A 12681-nucleotide genomic window follows, 5' to 3' on the forward strand; every position below is an offset into this window, starting at 1 on the left:
GGATGCTTCGGATGCTTCGGATGCCTCGGATGGCGGAGCACCGGATGACGGAGCATATTGGATGACTCATGCGCCGCGCGTCGCCTACTAGACTGTCGCATATGGCAGATACCACGGCGGCGCGCGGCGCTTTACGCACATATTTCGGCTACGATGCCTTCCGACCGGGGCAGGAGGGCATCGTCAACGCGATCCTCGACGGGCGGGACGTGCTCGGCGTCATGCCCACCGGCGCTGGCAAATCGGTCTGCTATCAGATTCCCGCCATGCTGCTTCCGGGCGTGACCGTCGTCGTATCGCCGCTCATCTCCCTCATGCAGGATCAGGTGGACGCGCTCAACGATGCGGGCATCCCCGCGCTGTTCGTCAACGGCACGCAAACCCCCGACCAGCAGGATCTGGTGTTGTCCATGGCGGCGAATGGTCAGGTCAAACTGCTGTATGTCGCCCCGGAACGCTTGGAAACGCAACGTTTCCGGAATTTCGCCAGCCGCACGCCCATCTCCATGGTCGCCGTGGACGAGGCGCACTGCGTCTCCCAATGGGGTCAGGATTTCCGCTCCTCCTACCTCGGCATCGGCGAGTTCATCGCGGGCCTTCCCACGCGCCCCACCGTGGCCGCGTTCACCGCAACCGCCACCGAACGCGTCCGCCGCGACATCATCGGCATCCTGGGCCTTATGAACCCGCAGATCACGGTCACCGGATTCGATCGGACGAACCTCTACTTCGACATCCTCAAACTCGACACCAAGGAGAAAGCGGCCTGGATCGCGCGGTATGTGGCCGATCATGCCGCCGAATCGGGCATCGTCTACTGTGCCACGCGCAAGGAGACCGAAAACCTTGCCGCATCGCTGAACCACAGCGTGCCCATGCTGCTCGACCCAACCGCCGCGGAAGGGCGCGTCGCCGTCGCCTACCATGGCGGGATGCCCTCGGAAGTCCGCGAGCAGGCGCAACGTGATTTCGTCAACGACCGTGTGCCGGTGGTCGTTGCGACGAACGCCTTCGGCATGGGCATCGACAAATCGAACGTGCGGTACGTGATCCACCACAACATGCCTGAAAGCATCGAAGCCTACTATCAGGAGGCCGGGCGTGCCGGGCGTGACGGCGAAGCGAGCCGATGCACGCTGCTGTGGAACGAATCCGACATCGTCACGCGGCGGCGTCTCATGGACTCGGATTACGAGAACGAACGACTCACGCCGGAGGAGCAGGAGATCGTACGCCAGTCGAAGCGCCGACTGCTTGACGGCATGGTCGGTTACTGTCGCACCACCGAATGCCTGCACGACTATATGACACGGTATTTCGGCGAAGAGACGGCCGCGCATGACGGCATGTGCGAAGGCGGATGCGCCAACTGCGGTCGGACCTTCGAAACCGTGGACGCGACCGACGTGGCGCGTGCCATCAGCATGTGCGTGCATGACGTGAACCAGAAGGTCGGCATGGGTAAGATCGTGAAGATCCTACGCGGTTCGAAAGCGCAAGATCTGGCGGTATGGCATCCGGAAACCATGCCCACGTACGGCAGGCTCAAGGACGTGCCCGAGGCGCGTGTGCGCGACGTGCTCAATCAGATGGTGGCCGACGGGTTCCTCCACATTTCCGAAGGGCGCATGCCGATCGTCTGTTTCGGGGCGCGTGCCGCCGAAACCGTGCAGCCGGATTTCCGCTACGAGATGAAACGCGTTGCGCGTCGCCCGGCGGGTCGCCGCGGCGAAAGCCAGGCGCAGGCGCGAATGCTGTCGCAGAGCGGCGGGGAGACGGCAAGCCCGGCACAGGAGGAGATGTTCGGCAAACTGCGTGAACTGCGTCTCGCCATCGCGCGTGAGATCGGCAAGCCGCCGTACATCGTGTTCAGTGACAAGACGTTGCATGACATGGCGCGCATCCGGCCGACGACCGCCGAACAGATGCTGGAAATCAGCGGCGTCGGCGAAGTCAAGATGAAACGGTACGGCGAGCGGTTCCTCGAAGCGATTCGTGCGATGGGGAAGCCGGGTGAACTGTGAGAGTCGGGAGCTGAGCCGGAGGCTGAGTCGGAGACGGGACGGTAGATGGAACCGGAACTGGAGACGGAAGTGTAGGTGGAACCGTAGGCCATTGATAACCGGTGATTGGAGACACGAATAACGATCGGATTGACTTGGACGCGCGAACCGGCCACAGTGGTAACAGACGATACCGGCCGCGACGGCGGCCTCAACCGAAAGGACAATCATGGCAGAGGAGAAGCCGGTGGTCGAAAGCTTCCAGCTCGACCACACCAAGGTGAAGGCGCCCTACGTGCGTTACATCGATACCGAAACCGGCCCCAACGGCGACGTGATCTCCAATTACGACCTGCGCCTGGTGCAGCCGAACGAGAACGCGATTCCGACCGGTGGCCTGCACACCATCGAACACACCATCGCCGTACTGCTGCGCGAACGCATCCCCGGTTACATCGACTGCTCGCCGTTCGGCTGCCGGACCGGCTTCCACCTGCTGACCTGGGGCACGCATTCCACCGAAGACGTGGCGCGTGCGCTCAAGGAATCGTTGGAATTCATCGCCTACAAGGCGACGTGGGACGACGTTCCCGCCACCACGATCGAAAGCTGCGGCAACTACCGTGACCACAGCCTGTTCACGGCGAAGGAATGGTGCAAGGACATCCTCGCCAAGGGCATCAGCTCGGATTCGTTCGAACGCAAGGTGGTCTGATTTCCCGCCATCCGTCGCCCTGGTCTGATGAGCGTACGGGGGTATGGCTGTGATGCTTGGTGATGTGCACCGAACGTGCTAGCTTTATCGCTCGGTAATACATGATACGAGCGAGGTGAGCTGTGAACGACGATACCGTTACGAGACGTTTCCGCCATGCCACGATGAATGATCTGCCGACGATACACGCGATTTACCAGCATGCCCGTGAACTGATGGCGGCCAGCGGCAATCCCACGCAATGGGGGGATAAGTTCCCTCGTGAGGAAGTGGTTCTCGACGACATCGAATCGCAACGTACCATGCTGCTCGTCGATACGCTTGACGGCAAGGAGCGCGTACTCGCCCAGTTCGCGCTGTGCACGGGTGCCGATCCGACATACGAGCACATCGATGGCGCCTGGCTGGATGACGATCCGTATGTGACGATTCACCGCATCGCCTCGTCGGGTCTTGCGCACGGCGCGGCCAAGGATTGCATCAACTGGTGCATCGAGCATTACGGTAATGTGCGTGCCGACACGCATCCGAACAACAAGGCCATGCAGCATGTTCTGGAGACGAATGGTTTCGCCCGCTGCGGTCTCATCCAGCTGCTCGATCGTCCCACCGACACCACACGCATTGCCTATCAGCGCCACGAGTGGTGATTTCGGGTTTGCCGTTTCTTTTCCAGCGCCCTCGGCGTAGCCATATGGCCGCGCCGAGGGCGTTCGTCTATGCTGAGTGGCCCTGAGTGGCCCTGAGCGTAGCCATTTGTGTGTTCCGTCTCCATCTGTCTACGCTGAGGGCTTCCCAGCGTTCGGTGGGATCATCTCCGACTGTCTACGCTGAGCGGCCGTAAGCGTAGGAATTTGGTGATGTTTTCTCGGCTTGTTTACGCTGGCAGGTTCTCAGCGCAAACATATGGAGAAGCCGTCGCTGTCTAGCTACGCTGACGGCTTCCCAGCGTAGTTATTCGGCAGGATCACCTCCATCTGTCTACGCTGAGAGGAAATTGAGAGGGCGACATGGAATGTGTGAGACTGTAGCCTTGAGTGTGTTGAGCACGTTCCATGTTGCCTATTACTAGGGTTTGTGGGGGCGTCCTCGTAATCAGATAAAAACAGGCTGATTTTGTCTGATTTTGGGGATGCGGTTTGGGATTGTCCTCGGAATCGGATGGAAATGGGCCGATTCCGTTCGATTTTGGGGATGGGGGCGGAGTTGACTATAGCCGTTTGCCTATGCCGAGAGGGTTCTGAGCGTAGCCATTTGTGTGTTCCGTCTCCATCTGTCTACGCTGAGGACTTTTCAGCGTAGCTATCCGGTGTTGCCATCTCCATCTGTCTACACTGACTGGCCCTGAGCGTAGGCATCTAGCGAAATCATCTCCGTTTGGTCACGCTGAGGACTTCCCGGCGTAGCCATTTGGTGGAGTCGTCGCTGGTTGGCCACGCTGATTGGTCGTAAGCGTAGTTATTCGGTGGGATCATCTCCGACTGTCTACGCTGAGTGGCCCTGAGCGTAGCCATTTGTGTTCCGTCTCCATCTGTCTACGCTGAGTAGCCGTAAGCGTGGCCGTTTGGCGATGCTTCCTCTGTTTGGGCACGTCGACTGGGCTTGAGCGTAGACAGATGTGTGTTCCGTCTCCGTTTGTCTACGTTGGTAGGTTCTCAGCGTAGCCAAATGGAGAAGCTGCCTCTGTTTAGCTATGTTGAGTGGCCCTGAGCGTAGGCATCTAGCGAAATCATCTCCGTTTGGTCATGCTGAGGACTTCCCGGCGTAGTCATTCGGTGGAGTCGTCTCCGTCGAATGCGCTAGCGGCTTCTCAGCGTAGCTGTTTGACGAAGCTGTCTCCATATGCCTACGCCAAGAGATGTCACGCAGTCGCGCGAATACGGGAACGGCCCGCATCCGATGAATCTCGGGTGCGGGCCGTTGGCAGGTATTGATCAGGCTTCGACGGCAGCGCCGGTCGCCTCGGTTGTAGAAGCAACCGCCGCGTCGCCATCAGCGGAACCGTTGGCTGCGGAACCGTTGAGCTTGGAACGCTTGCGGCTGTATGCGAAGTACACCACAAGGCCGAGCGAGAACCAGACGGCGAAACGCAGCCAGGTCTCCCAGTTGAGTCCGCCAATCAGAATCAGACAGAACACAATCGAGCAGATCGGCGTGAACGGCACACCCGGCGCGCGGAATCCGCGACGCGCATCCGGCTGGGTCTTACGCATCCACAGAATACCCGCGGACACGATGATGAACGCGGACAAGGTACCGATGTTCACCAGCTCGAACAGCACGTTGATGTTGATGAAACCACCGGCGATGGCGGTGAGAATGCCGAAGAACCACGTGCCTTTGAACGGGGTGTGGTACTTCGGGTGCACTTCGCCGAAGAACTTCGGGAACAATCCGTCACGGCTCATGGCATAGCAGATACGCGACTGGCCGTACAGCTGCACGAGCATCACGGTGGTCATGCCGATGAGCGCGCCGAGGTTCACGATCACGGCTAGCCAGTTCAGCCCGGTGGCGAGGATCACGCCGGCGACCGGGGCGTCCACGAACTTGGCGAACTCCTTGTAGGGCACGACGCCGGTCATGATGAAGGTCATGGCGATGTACAGCACGGTGGAAATGATCAGCGACAGCAGGATGCCGCGCGGCAGCGTCTTGTTCGGGTTGATGGTTTCCTCGGCGGAGGAGGAAACGGCGTCGAATCCGATGAAGCTGAAGAACACGATCGAGGCCGCGGGCACGATGCCATAGGGCTGCGTGGATCCGGGCTGGAAGGTGTAGATGCCGTACGGGGAGAACGGCTTCCAGTTCGCGGGGTTCACGTACCAGACGGTGCAGATGATGAACAGCACGATGATGATGAGCTTGATCATCACCATGATGTCGTTGGTTTTCTTGGTCTGGTTGATGCCGATGGACAGCAGCCAGGTGATGAGCAGCACGATGACGAAACCGGGCAGGTTGAAATAAGTGGTGACGCCGGGCGTGGTGCCGTATGCCGCGGTGAGTTCGACGGGCAGATGCAGACCGAACCCTTCGAGCAGCTTGTTGAAATACCCGGACCAGCCGGCCGATACGGTGGCGGCCTGCAACGCGTATTCCAGAATGAGGTCCCAGCCGATCACGAAGGCGACGAGTTCGCCGAATGCCAGATACGCGTAGGAGTAGGCCGATCCAGACACGGGTGCCATGGAGGCGAACTCGGCGTAGCACAGGCCTGCGAAACCGCAGCATACCGCCGCGAGCAGGAAGGATACGGACAGTGCCGGGCCTGCGGTGAGCGCACCCTTACCGGTGAGGACGAAGATACCGGTGCCGATGATCGCGCCGATGCCGAGCATCGTCAGATCGAAGGTGCGGAGGGTTCTTTTCAGCGGCGTCGCTTCGGAAACAAGCTGGTCCACCGACTTTTTGCGGAATAAATCCATTGGTTTCTCTCTCGAAAACAAGCGAAATTGGGCAAAAACCGGACGGTGTTCCGGGACTCTGGCACGCCTCAACGCCAGAAATCATAAGGTGCGTCGCCTCGTGGGGGAGACGAATCGCAACGTGGTTCAGTAGTGTACGTGCCCGGGCGGAAAAACGGGCGCGGCGTCTCGGCATATGTTCCGCAAGTGTTCCGCATATGTTCCGCATATGTTCTGCAAGTGTTCCGCATGCGTTTCGGATGCCCGCCGGGCGATTCTTGTGCATATTTGTTACCGGGCCGCGCGACAATGGGGAACCATGAGTATGAATGCAGCACCAGAAATCGCGTTTTCATCCGAACAGGGCAAAGCCAATTACGAGGCGGCCCGCCGTCAGTACCCGGCGCAGGCGATCGTCGACCTCAAGGCGATGCGCGACAACATGCGTCATCTTGTCGCCACGGTGGGCGGCCCGGATTCAGGTACGGCCGTGATGGGCGTGGTCAAGGCGGATGCGTACGGGCATGGTCTGCTGCCGTCGGCGCTCGCCGCTCTGGCGGGAGGTGCCACGTGGCTGGGCACCGCGCAATCCCATGAGGCCCTGCTGCTGCGCAAGCTTGGCATCGGCCCGGATCGTTGCCATATTCTCACATGGGTGTACAACGGCGCCGCGGTGCCGTTCGATGAGCTCATCGATAACGACATCGACGTGTCGGTCGGCTCTCTGCCGGGCATCGACGCCGTGGCCGCGGCCGCACGCAAGGTGGGTAAGGTCGCCCGCGTGCACGTGAAGGTCGATTCCGGTTTCGGTCGTAACGGTTTCACGCCGGAAGGGTTCGGTGCGGCGCTTGACAAGCTGGTGCCGTTGGCCAAGGAGGGGGTGATCGAGGTTATCGGCCAGTGGAGCCATCTCGCCGTGGCCGACAGCCCGGACGTTCCGGAATTCGTGGAATCCACCGACCGTCAGATCGCGAACTTCAACGCGTTCACCGACCGTATGAAGCAGGCCGGCATCGCGCCGAGCATCCGGCATCTCGCCAATACGGCGGCCACGTTGGACCGCCCGGAGATCCATTTCGAACTCACCCGCCCCGGCATCGGCTTGTACGGCTATGAACCGGATCCGGCGATGGGAACCCCCAACACCTATAAGTTGAAGCCCGCGATGAGGCTGCAGGCGCAGCTCGGCACGGTCAAGGACGTCGAGGCGGGGCATGGCATCTCGTATGGCCGCACCTATCTGACTCCGGAGAACACATCGACCGCCATCGTGCCGCTGGGCTATGCGGACGGCATCCACCGTTCCGCCTCCGGTTTCGATATGGAAGGCGCCAAGCACGTGGAGAAGCCAGGCGGTCCGGTGCGCGTGATGACCGCGCAGGGGCCGCGCGTCTACCATGTGTCCGGTCGCGTATGCATGGACCAGTTCATTCTCGACCTGCACGGTTCCGCCGCCGAGCTTGGCATCGCCGAAGGCGATACGGTGGAACTGTTCGGCCCCGGCCGTGGCGAGGAGTACGGTGAGCCGACCGCCGACGATTGGGCCCGTGCCGCCGACACCATCAGCTATGAGATCTTCACCTGCCTGCGCAACCGCATCCCGCGCCTGTACGAGCATGCGCCCGAAGTGCTGCTCGCCGAGGATCTCGCCAAGCTTGATCCGGCAAGCATCCTGTAAACGCAAGGTGCGCTGGCAGAATGCTTACGCTGGGCATTGTCGATAATGACCCTTTGGCTGCGCAGGCCATTGAACATGTTCTCATTCAGCGTCAAGCGCCTCTGAAGGTACTGTGGTCGGTCACCGGTGCCGCCGACGCCATTGACCTGTGCAGCCGCGATTCATGCCGCCCGAATGTCGTCCTGACGGATATGGAGATGCCGGGAATGGGCGGCTTCGCGTTATCCGAAGCACTGCATCGACGTTGGTCGGATCTCGTTATTGTCGGTATGACTGCTTTCGCCGTCGACACCGCACGAATGCGCGATGTCGGGATGAGCCTTATCGTGCATAAAGACGTGCCTACCGAACGATTGGTGCATCGTATCGGTGCCGCGGCGCATGATGAGGATGCGGTCACATGGGTTGATGGCAGCGTATCGGCCGCCAACCTTGTGCTCACCGAAACCGAGCGGCAGGTGTTGGCGCTTTTTCTCAAAGGCCGAACGGTTCTGGCGGTGGCGCGTCAGCTGCACATGAGCGAGGGAACCGTGAAAACGCACATGAATAGTGCCTATAAGAAGTTGGGCGTTCATAATCGCTCGCAGGCGATCGGGTTGTGCGTTAAAAAAGGAATCATCTGACGTGGGCAAAGGCTCTCATGATATTCGCCTGTTTTCCCGGAAGATGGGGAACGGCGTCAATCTCGTCGATATTCTCGTCTCCTGCGTGGGCATCGTCTACGCCGTGTATTCCGCTTGGATGCTGCATGAGGATTCCGTTGCCATGTCCACGCTTGTGCCGTGGATGGTGATGGCGATGCGCGTGGCCCTGTATGTGGTTCTGCCATGTGCTCCTATTGCCGCCGCCTATGCGATAAGCGTGTTCAATGTGGTTGCTTTTGCCGCCCCGATTCCAGGCAATGGGTTGGAATATATCGGAATGTACTATGCGTTGGCGTTGCTGGCTTGGCGGGGAAGCCGGAGGAAAGCCTGTGCATGCCTGGCTGTGGTTCTTGCGGGAACCGTTGCCGTGCTTCTGGTGAGGAGTGACGGTTACCTCCCTGCCCCGGTTTCGTTGCTTGGCATTCTGGCCCCGTATTGCATTGCGCTGCTTTGCGGATCAGTGGTGCGTGAATGGCAGAGCCTGCTGGTGCGCCAACGGTTGGCTGATCGCGAGATCGCCTATCGGAGGGAACAACTGCGTATGATGCACACCTTGCATGATTCCGTGGCGAATACGTTGAGTTATGCGGTGCTGCTGTGCCGTAGCGGGCAGGGCGGGCATGATGAGCGGGTCGAACGACTTGTGGAGCAGGCGCTGAAAGCATTGCGTTCGGATGTGATTGTTCCGGTTGCCAGTCGGATCGACGATGATGGGCGAACCATGGGCGCGTCGTCACAGACGAGTCTGTCGGATACGGGCCATGGCGATGATCGCTCCTGCATGGACGATGTAAGAGCGGCATTGCATGAGGTGGATGAACGGCTGGACGCGCTCGGTTTCACCGGCGAGGCCATATTGATCAACCGCGGTGGTGTTCCCGATCGGCAATGGGCCCAATTGGTATGCGCCATCGTCGGCGAGTTGGGATCGAATATCGCGAAGCATGCCGTTCCCGGTGATTACGCCATGACCGTGGTGACCGACGCGAATCGAACGACGATCATGTCGTCCAATGGCTGTGGCGATGGACGTCAAGCGAGGAGGGAATACGCGGAAGCGCTTTCCTCGGGTTTCGGACTGCATGATCTGTCGGCTATCGTTCGCAATGCCGGAGGCACTGTTGAACGGTGCGTGGAAGGTGGCGAATGGTCCATCGCGATGGAACTGCCGTGGGCCAAAGTCTGACCATTCGTATGATTCTTGTAGGCGCGGCATAGTCGCGCCTTTTTTATCTTTGCGGTATGAGTGTTTCGTTATTGCGCCAACAGTTGTCCAGAACGCTCCGAAGCTGGAGGTTCCCTGCCATCGCCGGCATCGGAATAGTGCTGGTGGCTTTGAATTATTGGACGACTTTTCATGCCACATTCGTATTGCCGAAATCCGATCCCACGTTCTTTCGATACATGATGCTGTTCAGTGATGTGGGCGCCGGCGGATCCATATACTGTATGCTGCTGCCGTGCATCGCTGCTTTGGTCGGTGGCGGACTGTATTCGGATGAGAAGAACAGTGGCCGTTTACGTATGATGCTTGCCCGTACCGGGCGACGTGATGTGCTGCGCTCATCATTCTGCGCCGGATTCGTGCTGGGCGGATGCGGAGGGGTTCTTCCCCTGCTGCTCAATCTGGTGGTTGCGGTCGTTCGTCAGCCGCATATGTCATTCATCGATGGCGTCGACCATATTGCGACGAATCCGTATTTTGCGTACTATCCGGTCATCCGGTCGGACTCGTGGCTGTACCCCTTGTATAAGGCCAGTCAGCCGTTGATGCTGGTGGTTGTTTTTGCGCTGATATTCGTGCTTTCCGGAGCGTATGCGTGCCTTGCGATCGGCGCATCGGCGTTTATCGGAAAACGATATGTGGAGATACTGGTTCCTTTTGCGGTGTCGTTGCTGATCTGGCTGCTGCCCGCGATTCTGCCGATACGCGCCCAGTTGGTCGCCAACGAATTCAGTCAGGTGGTTTTCCTGAATTTCAGCGCCGATGCCGGACCATATGGCGCATGGGGCGCTGCGGCCAACGTAATGCTGTTTCTTGTTCTTGCCGGGGTGCTGTATGGGATTGAACTTCACAGAGACGCTCTATGAATGGCGTCACTTGTGGCGATTCTCTCCGCTGTGGGGGGGGGAAAGCGCTGTGCGGCATGGTCGTCGCATTGTCATCGTTGCGCATGGCGGCGTATGTTCCGCAATCGTTGGCAACGGGGAATGTTGTTGGAGGATTCCTCAGCCCCATGTTTTGGGGTGTGTGGATTGCGCCGACTTTCATATTCCTGTTGTGGATGGGGACGGTGGACCGCTCTCCGATGGAAGTGGTAAGACGTTCCGCTTCCTCGCAATTACGTGTCAACGATATGTGGCTATGGTGCGCGGCAGTGGCGGTTTCCGGTTATTACAGTGCGCTGTATGCGGTGCTGTGCCGGGTGATGAGTGGGGGAGCATTACCGGCCGTGAGCGGTTTTTGGCCGTTGTCGCTGTTCGTGCAGACGTTGCTTGCCTTGGTTGTGCTTGGCATCGGTGATGCGTCTCATGGTTGCTTGTGGCGTTGCATGGGGGGCGGGTGATGCCCGTGATGCTTGCCGCCGTGGTATTCGAATATTTGATTCGGGAGCCATCGCAATCGGTTTTCCTCGGATGTTTCGGTAGTCCGGACGATACGGGTGATTGGCCGTTACTCGCCAATAAAGTGCCCCTTGCGTTCCTGGTATTCGGCATGCTGATCATCCTGGAATGGCCTTGCTCGGTTCTTCTGTCGAATAACGCGATGACATGTGTACGCAGGCGTGGCGTGTGCGGGAAAGTCCGGCGTTATCTGATTCGCCTGGCTGCATACTGTTTGGCTTTCACAGGCGTTCCATTGCTATTGACCGTGGGTGTCGTCGGAGGATGGGGCGAAGGCGGTTCTTTGATATGTACTGCCGTCTGTGCGGCATTGCAATTGCTGCTTGCCATCGCGATCCGTGATGCGGGAACACTGCTCGGCAATCGTGCGGTAGGGTATGTCGCTGCTCTGATGCTCTGCATGATTCTGGAGTCGGCGAAGCCGGTTGAATCATGGTTGATGGCCGATTCGTATTGCGGATTGCCGCATTGGCTGATCGTCCTGAGCCTTGCCTCGATGATGGTCATCGCTTCCCCCATACCGTTATGCAGGCGGATGGAAATCATTTGAAATTATCGAAGAAGAAAACCATGTATGTTGAGATTCACGATTACACCAAGATAATCAAGCGCAAAACCGTGCTTGACCATGTGAATTGCGGATTCGAACGCGGCGAGATCTGTGGATTGGTGGGGCCAAACGGTTCCGGCAAGACCATGCTGCTGCGGGCGATATGCGGTTTCATTCGGCCTACGGATGGGCGGGTGCTCATCGGAGGCAAGCCGGTGGTGTTCAATGAGGCATTGCCGGAGAAGATCGGTGTGCTCATCGAGCATCCCGGGTTCATCGGCGCGGATACGGCTTGGGGAAACCTGGAATATCTCGCCGGGCTTGACGGCGGATTCGACGAAAAAGAGACGGAACGGCTTATGAAGGTGTTCGGTCTGTGGCAGCATCGTGGCGACAAAGTGAAATCCTTCTCGCTGGGCATGCGTCAAAAGTTGGCGATTGTGCAGGCGATCATGGAGCATCAGCGTCTGATCCTGCTTGATGAACCGATGAATGGATTGGACCGTGAATCCGTGACGGCGTTCCAGCAAGAGATGAGACGCCAGAGGGAGCGCGGAAACGCAGTGATCATTGCATCCCATCAAGGGGCGGAGCTGCAGGAAATCGTTGATCGTGTCCTGCATGTGGAAAATGGCCGGATCATGAGCTGATTATCGAAGATGCGGACGCCTGCCACAGCCCGACATAGGATCCGGACGACGTCGCCCGACCATAGGTCGGACCGAATGACCGTGAACTTGTCGAACGCATCTCATACCGTTCGGCCATTTCAGGAGACAGGGTGTAGCCGTTTGACGAGGTCATCCCCATCTGGCTGCGCTGGCGGTTTCTCAGTGTAGGGGTTTGGTGGTGTCTTCTCCGTTTGTCTGCGATGACAGTCTCTCAGCGTATGGGTTTGGTGGTGCCGTCTCCGTTTGGCTATGCTGGCGGCTTCTCAGTGTATGGGTTTGGTGGTGCCGTCTCCGTTTGGCTACGCTGACGGTTTCTCAGTGTAGGGATTTGGCGATGATCTCTCGGCATGGCTACGCTGACGTCCTCTCAGCGCAGCCATATGGGGAT

11 protein-coding genes are annotated in these 12681 nt (G+C 59.0%); 10 read left to right on the forward strand and 1 reads right to left on the reverse strand.

The features are described from left to right. Positions 1-101: 101 nt before the first annotated feature. The 3 genes from recQ (at position 102) to BUB29_RS00530 (ending at position 3368) form a co-directional block, all read left to right on the forward strand. Positions 102-2024 (forward strand): DNA helicase RecQ, encoded by a 1923-nt coding sequence (recQ, locus tag BUB29_RS00520; protein WP_033523063.1) that lies wholly within the window; start codon positions 102-104, stop codon positions 2022-2024. Positions 2025-2232: 208 nt separating this feature from the next. Continuing rightward, positions 2233-2718 carry an S-ribosylhomocysteine lyase gene (locus BUB29_RS00525; protein ID WP_033523062.1) on the forward strand — a complete coding sequence of 162 codons (486 nt, stop codon included), beginning with the start codon at positions 2233-2235 and terminating at the stop codon, positions 2716-2718. Between the two features lie 164 nt (positions 2719-2882). After that, positions 2883-3368 carry a GNAT family protein gene (locus BUB29_RS00530; RefSeq protein WP_033523149.1) on the forward strand — a complete coding sequence of 162 codons (486 nt, stop codon included), beginning with the start codon at positions 2883-2885 and terminating at the stop codon, positions 3366-3368. A gap of 1284 nt (positions 3369-4652) precedes the next feature. On the opposite strand, the gene BUB29_RS00535 is transcribed toward BUB29_RS00530, so the two are convergent. Then, positions 4653-6146, reverse strand: a complete 1494-nt coding sequence (locus tag BUB29_RS00535) for an amino acid permease (protein WP_033523061.1) — start codon at positions 6144-6146, stop codon at positions 4653-4655. A gap of 298 nt (positions 6147-6444) precedes the next feature. Between BUB29_RS00535 and alr the strand changes: the two genes are divergently transcribed. The 7 genes from alr (at position 6445) to BUB29_RS00570 (ending at position 12272) form a co-directional block, all read left to right on the forward strand. Then, the gene (gene alr, locus BUB29_RS00540) at positions 6445-7803 is read left to right on the forward strand and encodes an alanine racemase (protein WP_033523060.1); all 1359 of its coding nucleotides are present in this window, start codon (positions 6445-6447) and stop codon (positions 7801-7803) included. A 20-nt stretch (positions 7804-7823) separates the two neighbouring features. Further along, positions 7824-8426 carry a response regulator transcription factor gene (locus BUB29_RS00545; protein ID WP_051914997.1) on the forward strand — a complete coding sequence of 201 codons (603 nt, stop codon included), beginning with the start codon at positions 7824-7826 and terminating at the stop codon, positions 8424-8426. Between the two features lie 43 nt (positions 8427-8469). Beyond that, positions 8470-9633, forward strand: coding sequence for a sensor histidine kinase (locus BUB29_RS00550; protein ID WP_143155104.1), 1164 nt, complete (start codon positions 8470-8472; stop codon positions 9631-9633). Between the two features lie 143 nt (positions 9634-9776). Next, a complete protein-coding gene (locus BUB29_RS00555; RefSeq protein ID WP_143155105.1) occupies positions 9777-10538 on the forward strand; it encodes an ABC transporter permease in 762 nt (253 codons plus the stop codon). 56 nt (positions 10539-10594) lie between these two features. Beyond that, positions 10595-11014, forward strand: coding sequence for a hypothetical protein (locus BUB29_RS00560; protein ID WP_143155106.1), 420 nt, complete (start codon positions 10595-10597; stop codon positions 11012-11014). Then, positions 11014-11622, forward strand: a complete 609-nt coding sequence (locus BUB29_RS00565) for a hypothetical protein (protein WP_033523057.1) — start codon at positions 11014-11016, stop codon at positions 11620-11622. The genes BUB29_RS00560 and BUB29_RS00565 overlap by 1 nt, the downstream gene beginning before the upstream one ends. Then, complete coding sequence (locus BUB29_RS00570) at positions 11619-12272, forward strand: ABC transporter ATP-binding protein (protein ID WP_234945665.1); 654 nt, start codon at positions 11619-11621, stop codon at positions 12270-12272. Before BUB29_RS00565 ends, BUB29_RS00570 begins: the two co-directional genes overlap by 4 nt. The last annotated feature ends 409 nt before the right edge of the window (positions 12273-12681 follow it).

It is taken from the genome of Bifidobacterium merycicum DSM 6492, from assembly GCF_900129045.1.
Taxonomy (GTDB): Bacteria; Actinomycetota; Actinomycetes; order Actinomycetales; family Bifidobacteriaceae; genus Bifidobacterium; species Bifidobacterium merycicum.